16 protein-coding genes are annotated in these 16543 nt (G+C 69.9%); 13 read left to right on the top strand and 3 right to left on the bottom strand.

What is annotated here, in order from left to right; translation table 11 throughout:
• Positions 1–236: 236 nt before the first annotated feature.
• The gene (locus tag A3OM_RS0111740; protein ID WP_051074320.1) at positions 237–992 is read right to left on the bottom strand and encodes a GntR family transcriptional regulator; all 756 of its coding nucleotides are present in this window, start codon (positions 990–992) and stop codon (positions 237–239) included.
• A 79-nt stretch (positions 993–1071) separates the two neighbouring features.
• On the opposite strand from A3OM_RS0111740, the gene A3OM_RS0111735 reads away from it, so the two are divergent.
• Together A3OM_RS0111735 and A3OM_RS0111730 are read left to right on the top strand one after the other, a co-directional pair.
• Positions 1072–2091, top strand: a complete 1020-nt coding sequence (locus A3OM_RS0111735) for a PfkB family carbohydrate kinase (RefSeq protein WP_018043950.1) — start codon at positions 1072–1074, stop codon at positions 2089–2091.
• 91 nt (positions 2092–2182) lie between these two features.
• A complete protein-coding gene (locus A3OM_RS0111730; RefSeq protein WP_018043949.1) occupies positions 2183–2665 on the top strand; it encodes a hypothetical protein in 483 nt (160 codons plus the stop codon).
• Here the strand turns inward: A3OM_RS0111730 and A3OM_RS0111725 are convergent.
• Positions 2656–3486 carry a hypothetical protein gene (locus A3OM_RS0111725; RefSeq protein ID WP_018043948.1) on the bottom strand — a complete coding sequence of 277 codons (831 nt, stop codon included), beginning with the start codon at positions 3484–3486 and terminating at the stop codon, positions 2656–2658. The two genes, A3OM_RS0111730 and A3OM_RS0111725, sit on opposite strands and share 10 nt — an antisense overlap.
• 91 nt (positions 3487–3577) lie before the next feature.
• On the bottom strand, positions 3578–4210 hold the full coding sequence (locus A3OM_RS0111720) for a response regulator transcription factor (RefSeq protein ID WP_026175958.1): 633 nt from the start codon (positions 4208–4210) through the stop codon (positions 3578–3580).
• A 385-nt stretch (positions 4211–4595) separates the two neighbouring features.
• Here A3OM_RS0111720 and A3OM_RS0111715 point away from each other — a divergent pair, with 385 nt between their 5' ends.
• From A3OM_RS0111715 to A3OM_RS0111665, 11 genes are all read left to right on the top strand, one after another.
• Entirely contained in the window at positions 4596–5183 is a 588-nt protein-coding gene (locus A3OM_RS0111715) for a hypothetical protein (protein WP_018043946.1), read from the top strand.
• A gap of 3 nt (positions 5184–5186) precedes the next feature.
• Entirely contained in the window at positions 5187–6278 is a 1092-nt protein-coding gene (locus A3OM_RS0111710) for an AAA family ATPase (RefSeq protein ID WP_018043945.1), read from the top strand.
• A gap of 66 nt (positions 6279–6344) precedes the next feature.
• A complete protein-coding gene (locus tag A3OM_RS23895) occupies positions 6345–8300 on the top strand; it encodes an AAA family ATPase (RefSeq protein WP_043764329.1) in 1956 nt (651 codons plus the stop codon).
• 19 nt (positions 8301–8319) lie between these two features.
• Entirely contained in the window at positions 8320–9699 is a 1380-nt protein-coding gene (locus A3OM_RS0111700; protein WP_018043944.1) for a hypothetical protein, read from the top strand.
• Positions 9696–11057 carry a hypothetical protein gene (locus A3OM_RS0111695; RefSeq protein WP_018043943.1) on the top strand — a complete coding sequence of 454 codons (1362 nt, stop codon included), beginning with the start codon at positions 9696–9698 and terminating at the stop codon, positions 11055–11057. Before A3OM_RS0111700 ends, A3OM_RS0111695 begins: the two co-directional genes overlap by 4 nt.
• Entirely contained in the window at positions 11054–12451 is a 1398-nt protein-coding gene (locus tag A3OM_RS0111690; RefSeq protein ID WP_026175957.1) for a peptidoglycan-binding protein, read from the top strand. Before A3OM_RS0111695 ends, A3OM_RS0111690 begins: the two co-directional genes overlap by 4 nt.
• A gap of 9 nt (positions 12452–12460) precedes the next feature.
• Entirely contained in the window at positions 12461–13789 is a 1329-nt protein-coding gene (locus A3OM_RS0111685) for a hypothetical protein (protein ID WP_018043942.1), read from the top strand.
• A 44-nt stretch (positions 13790–13833) separates the two neighbouring features.
• A complete protein-coding gene (locus tag A3OM_RS0111680) occupies positions 13834–14718 on the top strand; it encodes a hypothetical protein (protein WP_245257787.1) in 885 nt (294 codons plus the stop codon).
• 85 nt (positions 14719–14803) lie between these two features.
• Positions 14804–15001, top strand: a complete 198-nt coding sequence (locus tag A3OM_RS0111675) for a hypothetical protein (protein ID WP_018043941.1) — start codon at positions 14804–14806, stop codon at positions 14999–15001.
• A 147-nt stretch (positions 15002–15148) separates the two neighbouring features.
• Positions 15149–15568 carry a lysozyme inhibitor LprI family protein gene (locus tag A3OM_RS0111670; protein WP_018043940.1) on the top strand — a complete coding sequence of 140 codons (420 nt, stop codon included), beginning with the start codon at positions 15149–15151 and terminating at the stop codon, positions 15566–15568.
• 124 nt (positions 15569–15692) lie between these two features.
• Complete coding sequence (locus A3OM_RS0111665) at positions 15693–16529, top strand: alpha/beta hydrolase (protein ID WP_018043939.1); 837 nt, start codon at positions 15693–15695, stop codon at positions 16527–16529.
• The last annotated feature ends 14 nt before the right edge of the window (positions 16530–16543 follow it).

Genomic DNA, 16543 nt, shown 5'->3' with positions numbered 1-16543 from the left:
CCAAAACAGAACCAAAATAGTGATCGCGATAGTATTCGATGGCAAGCTTCAGAAAATGGTATCCTTCGATGGTACCAAAATCAGAAAATGCCGGCACAGCTCCCGCAATGGCGGACCGTCGTCGAAACGCCGCCGCCGCGACATCCTCACGGACAGCGCAACCGTGGCGGCGCGTCGAGATGTCGGCGTCGGATCGTCTTGTCCGGGAGCGGGTACCGATCGCGCGGGATCAGGCCCTATGCCCGCAGGCGCAGGCGGTAGGCGTAGGAGTCGCCGCGAAAGAGCCCTTCGACATACTCGATCATGCGGCCATCGGCGCCGTAGGAACGGCGCTTGATGAGCAGGCAGGGAAGCGGTTCGGAAAAGCCGAAGACCGCGCATTCCTGCGGCTCGGGAGAGGCCGCCTCGATGGTCTGCTCGCAATCGACGAGAGGCGCGCCGCATTCCAGGAGGCGGGCATAGATGGAGCCCGACAGGTCCGCCTCGGCGAGGCCGGGCGCGATGCCGACATCGTACCAGGCCTTCTCCACCGACAGGGGGATGCCGTCGCCGAGACGGACGCGCACGAGCCGGAGGAACCGGGCCGTGGAGGAGAGGCCGAAGATCGAGGCGATGGAGCGGTCCTCGCCCACCGCCCGTTCGAGGATGCGGGTGGAGGGGACGCGCCCCAGTTCCTGCATCTCCTCGGTGAAGCCCTTGAGGCGCTCCATGCCGGGCTTGATGCGGCGGAAGCCGTCCTCGACGATGTAGCCGTTGCGGCCATGCGCGCTCACCAGCCGCTGCTGGCGCAGGGCATCGTAGCATTGCTGGACGGTCTTCCGGCTGATGCCGAGGTCGAGCGCCAGCTTTCGCTCGGCGGGCAGGGTGGCTCCGGCGGCAAGAAGACCATCCGTGATCATGGCCCGGAACTGGTGCTCCAGTTGCCGATACATCGGGAGAGCCGTGTCGTTCTGGATGCGGAGGCTCGCGAAAACGCTTTGTGTTCTGGTCAATGCGGCGGCATCGTAAGAAGGGCGGGCAGGGCGCGCGTCACACTCCCTCCCTTATATGACCTTGCGAGGGACTGGCCACATGGGAAGCGCCTTCGTGCTCGGCAGTTTCGTCGCGGCGGGCACGTTCCGGGTCGACCGGCTTCCCCGTCCCGGCGAATCGCTACTGGCCTCCGCTGTCGCCTGGGAGGCGGGCGGCAAGGGGTTCAACGTCGCCGCCGGCCTCAGCCGCCTCGGCGTGGAGGTGGACGGCCTGATCCCGGTCGGCACCGACCATCTCGCGGCACTGGCCGAGCCGGCACTCGTGCGGATGGGCCTGCCGGCCTTGATGATACGGGTCCATCCCGGCCCTACCGGCATCGGCGTCGGCTTCGTCGGAGCCGATGGCGAGAACTGCCTCGCGGTCCATCCCGGTGCCAACCTGCTCCTGTCGCGGGAGACCGTGCGGGCGGCGGCGGCGCGCATCGCCTCCGCCGCGATGGTGCTCGCGCAGTTCGAGATCGGCGACGGCCCCATCGCCGAAGCCTTCGCGATCGCCCGCGCCGCCGGCGTCCCGACCCTGCTCAACCCGTCGCCGTTCCGGATGACGAGGCCGGAGACCTTGGCGGAAATTCTGGCCTCCACCACGATCCTCGTGGTGAACGAGACCGAGGCGGAGGCCCTTTTCGAATCCCTGTGCCCCGGTCAGGCCGGCACCGGGACTCTGCGCGCGGCGGCGGAGGAGCTCGGGCGGGCGCTGCACGCGCGCGGCGTCGAGGCGCTGGCGATCACCTTCGGCGCGGCCGGGGCGAGGATCGTCCTCGGCGGTACGACGATCCTCGATCAGCCGGCCTATCCGGTGGCCGCCATCGACACGATGGGTGCCGGCGACGCCTTCACCGCCGGCCTCGCGGCCGGGCTCGTGGCGGGCAGGCCCTGGGATGCGAGTTGCCGGATGGCGGCGGCCTGCGGCGCCCTCATGGTGACCCGCGCCGGAATCCTCGACGGCTTGCCCGATCCGGGGGAGGTGACGGCCTTCCTCCGCGCCCACGTGCCCGGGACGGCGGCCCCACGAGCCGAAGACCATGACCCGCGCAAGACCCTGACCTGCGCAAGACCCTGACCTGCGCAAGACCCTGACCCGCGCAAGACCCCGACCCGCGCAAGACCCCGACCCGCACCGCGTTCGCGCGCGCAAGACGAGGAGCACATTCATGGCTGTGACGATCCGTGCCCTGGACCCTTCCTATGCGACGCTGGGGATCGCCCTTCACTTCCTCGCCCGCCGCGCGCCCTTCTCCGGCTTCCGCTTCGGCGACCTGACCCAGACCGTGGACGACCAGATCCGCCGCGGCCACGCGCTCTTCGCCTTCGACGACAGGCGGGTCGTCGGCTATCTCGGATGGCATCTCTACAGCCACGCGGAGGCCCGCGACTTCGCCCGGACGGGCAAGCCGCCCCCCCTCGACCGGCCCGACGGCGCCGATGTGGCCTGGGTGATGACGGCGGCCGCAGCCGTGCCCCAGACGCTGATGGCGCTCGTGGAGGCCGGCAAGGCCCTGAACATCGGTCGCCGGGCGATGGGCGTGCGCTACAGGACAACGGGCAAGCGCGTGATCTTCGATCAGCTGATCGCGCCGCGCCGCGCGACGACGGGCGCCCTCCGGGATGAGGATGGCGCCCGGCCTCAGCGATAGGCGCCCTTCGCCTCGTCGAACGCGAAGGTCCTGGCATCCCGGTCCGTCGCGGGACGGACCTTTCCGTCCTCGCCACGGACCGTGCCCGTGAGGGTGACCCGGACGGGAGGCCATGCGAGGGGCTTGAACGACTCCTCCGGCAGGATCTCGAGCCGGCCCTCGCTCTTGCCCATCCGGCAGGGCTCGCCGTCATCGGTATCGCAGGCGGCGGTCTCGTCGGACCCGGCGGGGACCTCCCCCGCCACGCTCCAGCGCAGCGGCACCTTGCTGAATTGCAGCAGGAGAAACGAGAAGCTGCGCGCGCCCGCCGCTCCATACGAGGTGAGGCGCAGGCCCATCACCAGGCGCACCCGGTTCACGGCCCTGGTCACCGCCCCGAGCCCCTCGTCCACCTGCGGAGCGTCCCCGTTGCGGTTGCCGGTGCCGATGCGCCCGATCTCGGTCTGCACACCCTTGAGGCGCCAGCGTGAATCCTCGAACGCGAAGGTCGCCGCCGCGACGGTCCGCCGGTTGGGCGTGTCCGTGTCCTCACCCGGCGCCGGCATCGTCGCGAAGCCCGTGAACCAGGTCCCGGTGGCGGCGGGGATCATCGCCCCGTGCCAGAACGCCGCCGGGCGGCCGTCCTTCATCCGGCAGGTCCCGGTCTCCGTGCGCGCCGGATTCCCGCAGATCGCCGCCAGCACCGTCTCCTCGGGCGGCCCGACGAGGTCCGGATCGGCCGCGGCGGGGGAGACACCACCGATGGCCGAGGCCGCCAGAGCCAGCAGCGCCGACGCGCTCACGCGGGCCGAACGCCAGCCCGGTCCCTTCGATCGCTTCATGCCCTTCGATCGCCTCATGGGGCCGAGCAATGCCACGGGCGCCGCCGGTCCGACACCGGGACAGATGTACGATGGCCGGGACCGGGGCCGGTCACCCGCACACCCCGGCATCGGCCGCCTTCGCCGCGGCCGCGGAACGGGAGGTGACGTCGAGGGCCCGCAGGAGCGCAGAGACGTGGACCCGGACCGTGAACGGGGAGATGTCCAGTTCGCGGGCGATCTCCTTGTTGGTGTGCCCCATGGCGACGAGGCGCAGAACGTCGCGCTGGCGCTGCGTCAGGGCCGGCAGGGGAGAGCGCGGCGCGGAGAGGCCCGAGGCGAGGTCGCGCCGGATCACGAATTCGCCATTGCGGATCGCCGCAATCGCCCGCGCGATCTCCTTCGCGGGCAGGGATTTGCGGATGAATCCGTCGGCGCCCTCGGCCATGACCGCGCGGATCACGGCGTCGTCCTCGATCATCGAGACGACGACGATCGAGGCCCTCGGAACCTCCTCGCGCAGCGCACCGATGGCGCGATGGGGATCGAGGCCGGAAAACACGGGGTCGAGGAAGACGATTTCCGGCGGCGGCCCCTCACGCGACAGCGCCAGAACCTGTTCCAGCGTGGCGGCCTCCTGCACGAGCGCTTCCGGGTAGAGCCGTTCGGCGATGTGCACCATCCCCGCGCGGAACAGCGGATGGCCATCGGCGACGATGATCGTCTCTTTCACCGTTCCACTCACTCCACTCCCGATCACAAGATCGGACTTGAGCCCCCATGCGACCGGATTGGCTGCCTAGAGCTGCGCCCGACCACGTTGGGTCGGGGCACATCTCTAGACCTTTGTTGTGCCGCGCTCTTTTTCGCCGAACCGGCATCCACTTCGGCGGAGAGCGCTGTAGTGCCAGGCAAGGGGCAGGAGGGGTCAAGGCCAAGGCCATAGGTCATGTGTACTAGTAGACCGGTTTTTGGCGGGTGCATAGAAGCTCGAACGAATAACGAACGCATCTTCGCCGAGAATTTTTAGAATAATTTTAATTCATGCGATGAGCGATGTTCGTGCGAAAGACGAAATCCAACAAAAAGCAGCGAATAGGTTAAGTCAGTAAAGATAAAGGGCCGGATCAATGTCGAATACTGAGCACCAGACGCAGGCTCAGGTTAAGGGCGCCGAGAGCAAGGCCGCCCCGTCCGGACCGGGCCCGTCGAAGCCAGCCCTCTCTCCGAGCGTCATCGCCCTCGCGGGCGGCGTCGTGGCGGCGGGCGCCATCGCGGGTTTCCTGCTCCTGAGCGGCGGCGGGGAGACGGCCGGGACCGTGGAGCGGCCGGCCCTGAACCTCGTCAAGACGAGCGAGATCGACAAGGCCGCCGAGACCCTGGTGCCGGAGGAGAAGGAGAAGCTCGTCAGTCAGGCCAAGGCCTGCACCGCGCCCCTCGGCAACATGCGCCTGTCGAAGATGACGGCGAATGCAGGCGGCGTGGTGCGTATCCGGGCGGGCAACTACCTCTCGCCGGCCTTCAACGTCGCCGAGGGGCCGATCAACATCGCGGTCCCGTTCCCCGCCCCCTACGAGGTCGGCAAGGGAGAGATCGTCGTCGAGGGCGCGGCCAAGGACGTCTTCTTCGAGCTGACGCCGGGCCTGAAGATCGACACGACGGGCGGCGTCCAGCGGATCCCCGTCATCTGGAACACCAGCAAGCCCTGCGGAGGCTGACCGATGTCGAAATCCGCCATCATCCCGTTCGTCATCTCGGGACTTCTCGTCGCGATCCTGACGCCTTTGCTGATGAGCACGGAGTACGGGCCGGTGGCATGGTGGAACGCCGCCGGAAGCGAATTGCGCTGGCAGGCCGCCATCGGGTCGGCCGCCGCCCTCTTCGCCGCCCTCGGCCTCGTGGTGACGGCCACGGCCGCGCGGCGGGCCGAGGCGGGCCTGGGGCAACCGGCCGGGGGCTTGAGCCTGCCGCGCCTGCTCTTCGCCCCGCGCCGCATCGTCGAGGCGCGGTCGCCGGAAGAGGTCATCGCCACGCTTGAGGGCATGGTCGGCCTCGCGCCGGTCAAGCGCGAGGTCAACGCCCTCATCGCCCGGCTCGAACTGGAGCAGCGCCGCCGCGCGGAAGGCCTCCCGGTCTCGGCGATCAGCCAGCACATGATCTTCACCGGCCCTCCCGGCGTCGGCAAGACCGAGGTGGCGCGGGCGATCGGCGAGATCTTCCGCGCCCTGAACGTCCTGCGCCGGGGCCATCTCGTGGAGGTCGACCGCGCCGGGCTGGTGGCGGGCTATGTCGGGCAGACCGCCGCCAAGACCCTGGAGAAGTGCCAGGAGGCCCTCGACGGGGTGCTCTTCATCGACGAGGCCTACACCCTCGCGGGCGGGGCCGGCGGCGATTTCGGCAAGGAAGCGATCGACACCCTGCTGAAGTTCATGGAGGACAACCGCGACCGGATCATCGTCATCGTGGCCGGCTACACCAACGACATGCGCCGGTTCATCGACACCAATCCGGGTCTCGCCGGGCGCTTCACCAAGACCATCGAGTTCCCGCCCTACAAGCCGAAGGAGCTCTGCGAGATCCTCCGGCGCATGGCCGCCCGCCAGCAATTCGCGCTGCCAGAGGGATTCGAGGCGGCGCTGACCCCATGGCTCGCCCAGCGTTCCCGCTCCGACGACTGGTCGAACGCCCGCGAGATGCGCACCCTCCTGGAAAAGGCCCGCGAGGCGCAGGCCGCCCGCGTCGCCCTGGAGGGCGGCGACATGCGCCGCCTGGAGATCGTCGACCTGCTCTTCGCGATCGGCGAGGACGCCTGAGGGCCAGCGCCCATTCCGGACCGCGACACGCACCGCGCCCGACCCGCATCAAGGCACGTCACATCCATGGAACGCCTCGACAAGCATCCCGCCGCCCTCTTCCTGGCCATCGTGCTGGGCGCGACCGCCCTGGTGGTCGCCCTGCGGCCGGACGTACTCGCCCCCCTGGCGGCGACACCCTCGGCCCTGCTGCGCAACGTTCTGATCCTGGGGGGAATCGTCGGCGGCCTGCTCGCCGCCACCTACATTCCGGCGCGGATCGCCGGCATGCGGCGCGCGATGGATCAGGAGAGGGCGAACCGGAAGATCCGTCCGATCCAGTTCGAGGATGACGGCGCGGCGGTGGAGAAGAAGGACCTCCTCGCCACGGCGCTCGCGACCCTGGACGGCATGGTCGGCCTCGCGCCGGTGAAGGCGGAGGTGAAGGGCGTCATCGCCCGGATGCAGGTGGAGCAGCAGCGCCGCGCCCAGAACCTGCCCGTGGCGGCCATGAGCCAGCACATGGTCTTCACCGGCCCCCCCGGCGTCGGCAAGACCGAGGTGGCGCGGGTGCTCGGCAGCGTCTTCAAGGCGCTGAAGGTGCTGCGCAAGGGACACCTCGTCGAGGTCGACCGGGCCGGGCTGGTGGCGGGCTATGCCGGCCAGACCGCGATCAAGACCCTGGAGCGCTGCAAGGAGGCCCTCGACGGCATCCTGTTCATCGACGAGGCCTACGCGCTGGCACCCGGCGGGGCCGGCGGCGGCGATTTCGGCAAGGAGGCGATCGACACCCTGCTGAAGTTCATGGAGGACAACCGCGACCGGATCATCGTCATCGTGGCCGGCTACACCAACGACATGCGCCGGTTCATCGACACCAATCCGGGTCTCGCCAGCCGCTTCACCAAGACCATCGAGTTCCCGCCCTACAGCCCGCCGGAACTCGCCGAGATCCTGCAGCGCATGGCGGCCAACCAGGGCTTCGTCCTGCCGGAGGGCTTCCAGAAGGAGCTGATCCCCTATGTGAGCGCCCGCTCCCGCGCCGAGGATTGGGCCAATGCCCGCGAGATGCGCACGGTGCTGGAGAAGGCCCGCCAGGCCCAGGCGATGCGGCTCTCCGCCCATCCCGGCGGCGACATCAACCGGTTCGAGCCCTCGGACATCGCCGCCGCCCTCGGCAGCCAGGGCGCCGGCGCGATCGACATGGAGGAGGCGCGCAGGGTCATCGGCCGCCTTGAGGCGATGATCGGGCTCGCCCCGGTCAAGCAGCAGGTGAAGACCGTGGTGGCGCGGGTCCTGGTGGATGCCAAGCGGCGCGCGGAGGGCATCGAGGTCGGCGCGGTGAGCCAGCACATGGTGTTCACCGGTCCTCCCGGCGTCGGCAAGACCGAGGTGGCGCGCATCATGGGCGACATCTTCAAGGCTTTGGGCGTCCTGCGGAAGGGCCACGTGGTGGAGGTCGACCGCGCCGGGCTGGTGGCGGGCTATGTCGGGCAGACCGCGGCGCGGACCCTGGAGCGCTGCAAGGAGGCCCTCGACGGCATCCTGTTCATCGACGAGGCCTACACCCTGGCCGCTGGCGGCGGCGGTGGCGGCGGCGATTTCGGCAAGGAGGCGATCGACACCCTGCTGAAGTTCATGGAGGACAACCGCGACCGGATCATCGTCATCGTGGCCGGCTACACCAACGACATGAGCCGGTTCATCGACACCAATCCCGGTCTCGCCGGGCGCTTCACCAAGACCATCGAGTTCCCGGCCTACGAGCCCTACGATCTCCTCGAGATCCTGCGCCTGATGGCGACCCGGCAATCGTTCCGGCTGCCGCCGCGTTTCGAGACCCTGCTGCTCCCGTGGATCGAGCGGCGCGCGCAAAGCCGCGACTGGGCGAACGCGCGCGAGATGCGCACGCTCCTCGAGCGCCTGCGCGAGGCCCAGGCCCTGCGGCTCTCGGCCGATCCCCTGGGCGATCACGGCCAGTTCGAATTCGTCGACGTCGAGCGCGCCATCGGGGGCGCGGCGCCCTCCGCCACGGCGTCGTGAGCGCATGAGATCCGGCACGATGACCCCGCGCGCCGCCGTCCATGGCAGCCTGTGGTACGAGGATCCCTGGTACCGGCTGGCCTGGCTCGCCCTGCCGCAGGCCGGCACCGTTCTGCTCGCCAACCTGCTCTTCGCCCTCGTGGCGCAGGGCGAATGGGGTCGCCCCGCCACCGGGTCCCGGCAGCGCGCCGCCGAACTCGAAATCCTGCGCGACCGCGCGGGCGGGGAGGGCGACGCCGCCGCGCTGAGCCAGCTCGCGGCCGGAGCCAAGGCGGGGGAGATCGACGCTCAGACCCGGCTGGCGACCCTCTACGATCCCCTCGTCGCCGGAAAATTCCTGCGCAAGGCCGTGCCGAGCGATCGTGCGCGCGCAACCGAGCTCTACCGCGCCGGCAGCGAGGCCGGAGACCTCGTGGCCATCGCACGCCTCGCCGACCTGCTGCTCGAGGAAGCCGGTTCCGAGGACGACCGGAGACGGGGATGCCGCCTGGCCAAGGCCTGGCTCGACCATCCGGCGACGACGCGGGACATGCTTCGCGGGGAGGAGCGCCTGGCCGAGAAGCTCGCCCGCTGCCTCGTCGATGCCGAGAGCGGCATTCCCCAGGATCCGCGGCGGGCCGGCGACCTCATCGTCGACACCCTCCGGCTGAAATACGAACCGTCGATCCGCACCTATGTGCGCGGCCTCGGCCTGCACAAGCCCGCGCTGATCCGCGCGCTGCAGGAGGCGATGGCGGCGCGGACCATCGGCCGCTACACCGGTCCGGTGGACGGGCTCGTCCACCCCGAGACGATCGCGGCGCTGGAACGGGAGGCGGGCCTGCGCCCGTTCCTGCCGGATCCCGCCCCGGAGCGCCGTGCCGAGACCGGCACCGGCCTGACGGCTGAGGAGTTCCGCAGCCTCGCCCAGGCGGCGACCCGGGATCTCGCCGCCCTGGCGCGGGTTCAGGCCATCGCCGACCGGGGGGATGCCACCGCGCTGGCGACCCTCGGCTACCTCTACAGCCCGTTCCTCAACAAGGGCGAGGTCTTCGCGCCGGACGCCCGGCGGTCCGCCGCCAATTTCGAGCGGGCGGCAGCGGCCGGCGCCCGCGACGCCGCCGCCCAGGCGGCGGGTCTCTACGACAAGGGCGCGGGCGCCCTGGAGAAGAACCCGGACCGGGCGGCCTCCCTCATCCTTCGCCAGCTCGAGCTCGATCCGGGCTACCAACTCTTTCTGACGGACCCGGTCTTCGGCGCGACCTGGAGCCCCCCTTTCTGGGGAGCGCTCCAGCGGGCGCTCGCCGCGCGCGGCATCTACACCAACCCGGTCGAGAACCGCCGCAACGACGCGGTCATCGCCGCGATCCGACGCTTCGCCCAGGCGAACGAAACGGCCCGGAGCCCATCGAGACCATGAGCAACGCGCGAGACGAGTGGCTGCGCGCGCACGCGGCCCTATGGTACGGCGATGCCCGCTACCGCCTGGCCTGGTTCGGCCTGCCGCAGGTGGTGACGCTGGGGCTGGCGGGGCTGTGCCTGTCCCTGGCCGCGCAGGGGGAATGGGGACAGCCGGCCACGGTCTCGAAGGCGCGGGTGGCCGAGCTGACGACCTTGCGCGACCGGGCCGGCAAGGAGGGCGACCTCAAGGCGTTCCAGGAACTCACCGCCGCGGCCACGCGCAACCAGATCGACGCCGCGACCAAACTCGGCACGCTCTACGACCCGCTGACCGCCGCCTATTTCCCGAAGAAGCCGTCGCCCAACGACTTCTCCCGGGCCGCCGCCCTCTATGCTCCCGGCGCCGCGGCGGGCGACCTCCTGGCGATCACGCGCCTGGCCGACGTGCTCCTCGACCCCGCCAACCCCAATGGCGACCTCAAGCGCGGCTGCCGCCTCGCCCAGACCTGGATGGACGACCCGGAGACGCTCAACCGGACGATTACCGGCGAGGAGCGCGTCACCGTCAAGCTCGCCAAATGCTACGTCGAGCCCGAGAGCGGCCTGCCGCAGGATCCCGTCCGGGCGGGCGAGCTGGTGACCGCGGTGCTGTGGCGCAAGCACCAGCCGACCATCGACGCCTTCGTCAACAATCTCGGCATGCAGAGCCCGGCCCTGGTGGCGGGGATCCAGCGCCATCTCGCCAAGTCCGGGCGCTATATCGGCCTCGTGGACGGGCGCGCCAATCCCGCCATCGTCACGGCCCTCCAGGTGGAGGCCGGGATCAAGAACACCGTCGCGGCCCCGAGGCCCGAGCCGCGCAAGGTGGCACCGAGCGGGCCGGACCCGGAAGTCACGGCCCTGGCGGGGGCCGCCATGGCCGGAGACCGGGGGAAGATGGCGCAGCTCAAGGCCCGGGCCGATTCCGGCGACGCGGACGCGCAGATCGCCTATGCGCGCCTGTACAATCCGGTGCGGAACAAGGGACAGGTCTTCGCGCCGGATGCGCAGGTCGCCGTCGCCTATTACGAGCGCGCCGCGGCCGCCGGCAACGTCATGGCGGCGGGTGAGGCCGCCTCGATCTACGATCAAGGCTGGGGCAACGTCGCCAAGGATCCGAAGAAGGCGGCCGCCCTCGCCCTGCGCGGCGTCGACCTCAAGGACGACCAGGTCACCTTCTGGCTGTTGTTCGAGGAGGCGGGCAGCTGGAGCGGCCCGTTCTGGGGCGCCCTCCAGGCCGAGCTGACGGCGCGCGGCTTCTACACGCTCCCCGTCGAGAACAAGCGCAACCCCGCCGTCATCACGGCCCTGCGCGCCTACATGAAGGCGAAGTCGTGAGCGGGACCGACCGGCTCGGCGCACACGCGGCGCTCTGGTACGCGGAGACGCGCTACCGTCTCGCCTGGTTCGTCCTGCCCCAGGCGGCGGTCGCCCTCGCGGCCGGCCTGGCTCTCGCGGTGCTGAAACCCGCGGGGGAATGGGGCAAGCCGGCCGACAGCAAGGAGAGCGAGAAGACCTATCTCGACCTCCTCGACAAGGCCGGCAAGGATGGCGACAAGGCCGCCTTCGACAAGCTGAAGGCCGCGGCGGATGCCGGCGACATCTCCGCCCGCTCGTTCATGGGCGCCCTCTACAATCCCGAATGGGCCGGCATCTACGTCAAGAACCCCGTCAAGGCCGATGCCGCCACCGCCCTGAGCTATTATCAGAAGCCCGCCGATCTCGGTTATCCGGGCGCCCAGCGGGGCATGACCGACCTCCTGCTCAACCGCGGGCGCGGCCAGTACGACCTCAAGCGCGGCTGTCGCTACGGGCTCGCCTTTCAGGCGAACCCGGTCGCGATCCGGAACAACTATCTGAACTCGTGGTCGACACTCTTCTGGATCGCCGGCTGCTACGCCGACGTGGAGAGCGGCGTGCCGAAAGACCCGCAGAAGGCCGCCGACATCTACATGGACACGGTGGCGGCCAGGCTGCCGCTGGCCATCGGCACCTTTACCGACGATCTCGGCCGCCAGCCCCCCGATCTCGTGGCCGCGATCCAGCGCAATCTCACCCGGCGCGGCTTCTATTCCGGACCGGCCGACGGGGCGGCGACGCCCCAGACCCAGGCGGCCATCCGTGCCCTGTCCGGCACCGCCGCCGCTCCGCAGGCTCGGCCCGCCGATCCGGGCCAGCCGCCGCCCCAGGCGCGCCCCCCGGCACCGGCGCCGGCGCCGGCGCCGGCGCCGGCGCCGGCGCCGAGCACCGACGAGATGATGGCGCTCTTCAAGAGCGCGACCACCGACGCCGCCGCCGAGGGGAAGCTTCGCGCCCTGGCGGAGAGCGGCGTATCGGTGGCGCAGTATCTCTATGCACTCCTCCTGTCCCCGGCCAACACCAACAAGCAGCGGATCACCGCACCCGACGCCGCCCTGGCGAGCCGGTATCTCGAACGCCTCGTGGCGGAGCGGTCCTTCGCGCCAGCGGCCGCGGCGGCGGCCTTCCTCTACGATGTCGGCGGCGCCAATTTCCCCCGCGCCCCCGGGAAGGCGGCGGACATGACGATCCGCGCCCTGGAATTGAAGTCCACCGACATCATTCAGAACCTCAGCGAGGACAAGTGGGGCGCCGGCTTCTGGGCCGCCCTGCAGCAGCGCCTGGCCGACCGGAATCTCTATCAGGGCCGCATCGTCGACCAGCGCAACGACCGGACCATCCAGGCGGCGCGCCGCCTCCTCGGCAACCCTTAGGAGATGCGCGTGGCGGCTGATCGCGAACCGAACATTCCCGACTCGCCTTGCCGGCGGGTCGGCCGTTGCCTCGCCCTCTTGGCGGGCATTCTCATGCTGGCCCTCATCCAACCCGGCCGCGCCGAAGCGCAGATCAAGGTCCGCAAGGCCGATTGCTACGTCGAGGCCGATGGCAGGATCGCCATCAACGGCGTCTGCGAGTTCCTGACCGACGCGCGCAGCTACGGGACGGGCGGGTTCCGTCTCGCCACTTACGAGAACGGCTACCTCCGCTACGGGGTGGTGGTGGCGGTGACGAGCCCCGGAAGCGGCACGGCGACATGGAACGAGACGCCCGGCGGCAAGCCGGACGAGGGCCCCTCCGAAGCCGTCACCTCCGGCGGGGCCTGCTGGACGGGGCCCCGCACCCGGACCTGCGCCTGGAAGATCGGCGAGGGCCGTCCCGGTTTCGCCGGGGGCGGCGTCGCGCCGGCACCCGGGATCGGCGCGCCCCGCACCGCCGATTGTCTCATCGAGGTCAGGGGCGCGGCCCGGATCGACGGCCCCTGCCAGTTCCGGGTGGATGCCGGACAGGACGGGGCGGGCGGATTCGAGGTCCGCTCCTATGCAAGGGGAGGGCTGGACTTCATCGCGCGGCTCACCCGCGATCCACGGGACCCGCAGACGGCCACCGCCTCGTGGAACGAGCGCCCCGGCGCACCGCAGGCGACGGCTCCCCTCGGCACCCTGGCGCCCAAGGGGCCGTGCTGGGAGGGTGCGGAGGCGCGTCTCTGTGTCTGGCAGGCCGGACAGCCTCGCGACGCGTCGGACCGGCCCGGTACCGATCCGGGCCGCGCCCCGCCCGCAGAAACGCCGCCGGCCGAGACCGCGCGCCCGGCCTCGCCGCCCGTGCCCCGGGACAATGCGGGGACGGAGACGGGAGTGACACCGCCGGGGATGGTCCTGAAGCTGACCTTCAAGGGCCGCTGCGAATCGCTGGTGGTCGATGGCGAGGACATCACCGCGTCCTGCGCCCCCACCGCCAGGAATTCCTCCACCACCGGGTCGGCACGGGCCGAGTTCGTGTTCGGAACCACCGACGACCGGGAGGTCAGCTTCCTCGCATCGGCGAAGGGATGGGTCGAGAGCGGCACCCTGCGTCAGCCCATCGACGAAGTCATGTACGAAGAGCGCGGCCAGAGCCTCCTCGTGAAGGCCAAGGGCGTCTGCGAGATGCCCAACCCCATGGGCGGTCCCGTGGTGATCACGTGCAGCGCCCAGACGTCCAACAGCACCTACACCGTCCGCTTCCGCACGGATGGCGGCAAGCCGGTCCTGGAGCGGTCCAGCCCCGGTTGAGCGCCCGCCACGACACGCCCGTCCCGAAGCCGAGGAGAAGCCCCATGAAACACCGTCTCCCGAACTTGGCCTTGCGATCCTTGGCCCTGCGATCCTTGGCCCTGCGATCCTTGGCCCTGCGATCCTTGGCCCTGCGATCCTTGGCCCTCCGATCCTTGGCGCTCGCCGGCCTCGCCGGCCTCGCCGGCCTCCTCGGGCATGGCCTCGTGCTGCCGGCGCAGGCGGAGACCGAGAACAAGACCGCCCGCCCGGGCCAGCGGATCTTCCTCCAGGGCTTCACCCATTACTTTCCGACGCAAGGATGCCGCTCCAAGGCGGCCCTGGTCGATATGGTCTCGCCACCGCGCGGCGGACGCGTCGAAATACGCCGCGAGTTCAGGATCCTCAGCAACAAGATCGACGAGCGGGGCGCCACGATCCGGCAGGTGGATGGCTGCGAGGACGTGAAGAAGGATTCGATGTCGATCTTCTATACCGCACGGCCCGATTTCTCCGGTCTCGATACCCTGTCCGTCGCCGTGACCTTCCCCGACGGAACGACGGTGCCCTACACCTTCCGGATCACGGTGCCGGAGGGCGAACGCCGCCAGGCTCCCGCCGTCTCCCAGGCGCCCGCACCGCGCGGCAACGGCGCGGGCCAGGCCGCCGGGACCACCGCGACGGCACCGGCGGCGCGGGCCGCCAGCACCGGCGACTTCCTGCGCGACACGGTCCGCGGGGCGACACCCGCGCCCCGGCAGGTGCCGGCTTCCCCGCCACCGCCGGCGGTGAATGCGCCCGGCGCCACCGCCGCCGCCGGCGTGGCAGCACCTCCCCCCCGCGTCGAAGCCCCGCCGCCCGCGCGGATCGAAGCCCCGGCGTCTCCGCCCGCCCCGCGAGAAATGGCGCCCGCGCCTTGGCCCCGTCCCGCTCCCATGCCACAGCTGTGATCTGTCCCGCCTCGGAATCCGCTGGTCCGAGCGAGCGCTGCCGCAACACCGCCGTCGATGACCTGCCGAGCGGTGCTGTGAGGCGATGACGCAGCTTCTCATCGGGGCGATCGTCGCCCTCGGCGCGATCCTCTCTGTCGCACGCGTGCGGCAGATGCTGAATGCCGCCACGCGCGCGCATTTTCCGCGACGAATCCTGCTGGTCTACATCCTCGTTCGGACACTGATCTTCGGGGCCGTCCTTGCAGGCGGCATCTGGCTGGTGTCGTGGCTGATGCGCTGACAAGGGGACGACCGGCAGCGCCTTGCGGAGCGGGGCGGGATCATTGCAGAACCGGGCGCCATGACGTCCGGCTTCCACGGCCACCTGAGAGCCGGCTTCATACCGGTCAGATCATGGCTGTTCTTGTCTGGAGAACCGAAGATCACAATGACTCGCACACTAGCCTTTCCCGTCGCCGTGATGGTCAGCCTGCTCGGCAGCATCGTCGTCGAGCCGTCCTACGCCGCCGGCATGAATACGCAGACCTATTCACCGGACTACGATAAATGCATGGACAAGTCCGGTGGCGTCACGGCCGAAATGCTGGATTGTGCCTCCGCTGAACTGTCGCTGCAGGACAAGAAGCTGAACGCCGCCTATCAGGCGCTCATGCGCAAATCGACGGACGAGGAGAAGACGGCGCTGCGCGATTCCCAGCGGGGCTGGCTGGCCTACAGGACCGCCTCCTGCAAGCTGACGATGATCTTCGGGGGAGGAGGGACCATGGACCTGATCGCCGCATCGAGCTGCAATCTCGATGAGACGGCGCGGCGGGTGTTCTTCTTGGAAAGCCTGCTCGCCGAGTAGGGCCGTCCGGCCGAGGGCATCGGCAATGGCGCATTCGTCCAAGCGGTGACGCGAATCGTCAAGCCGACTCGGCGCCATGCTTCCATAGCTCGGACCAGCCCCCTCCCGAACCGGACATCCTCCCATGCCCTTCGTCACCACCCAGGACGGCGTCGAGATCTTCTTCAAGGATTGGGGTCCCAAGAGCGCCCAGCCCATCGTGTTCCACCACGGCTGGCCGCTCTCGTCGGACGATTGGGACGCGCAGATGCTGTTCTTCCTGCATCACGGCTACCGGGTCGTGGCGCATGACCGGCGCGGCCATGGCCGCTCGGCCCAGGTCGATACCGGCCACGACATGGATCACTACGCCGCCGACGCCTTCGCGGTGAGCGAGGCGCTGGATCTGCGCGACGCCGTGCATATCGGCCATTCCACCGGCGGCGGCGAGGTCGCCCGCTACGTGGCCAAGCACGGAGAGCCGGCCGGCCGCGTGGCCAAGGCCGTGCTGGTCTCGGCGGTGCCGCCGCTGATGCTCAAGACGGAGGCCAATCCCGAGGGTCTGCCGATCGCGGTGTTCGACGGGTTCCGCGCGGCCACCGCCGCCAACCGCGCGCAGTTCTTCCTCGACGTGGCGAGCGGCCCCTTCTACGGCTTCAACCGCGACGGCGCGACCGTGCAGCAGGGCGTGATCCGGAATTGGTGGCGCCAGGGCATGATGGGCAGCGCGAAGGCCCATTACGACGGTATCAAAGCGTTCTCCGAGACCGACCAGACCGACGACCTCAAAGCCATCACCGTGCCGACCCTGGTTCTGCACGGCGAGGACGATCAGATCGTCCCGATCGCGGATGCCGCGCTGAAATCGGTCAAGCTTTTGGCCAATGGCACGCTCAAGACCTATCCGGGCTTTCCGCACGGGATGCTCACCACCCACCACGACGTCATCAACCCCGACCTCCTCGCCTTCGTGAAGGGCTGAGCCGGGTCTTTCGC

This window comes from Methylobacterium sp. 88A (assembly GCF_000376345.1).
Lineage (GTDB): Bacteria > Pseudomonadota > Alphaproteobacteria > Rhizobiales > Beijerinckiaceae > Methylobacterium > Methylobacterium bullatum.
Note: the sequence above shows the minus strand (reverse complement) of the source record. Positions and strands in the feature narration are given on the sequence as shown.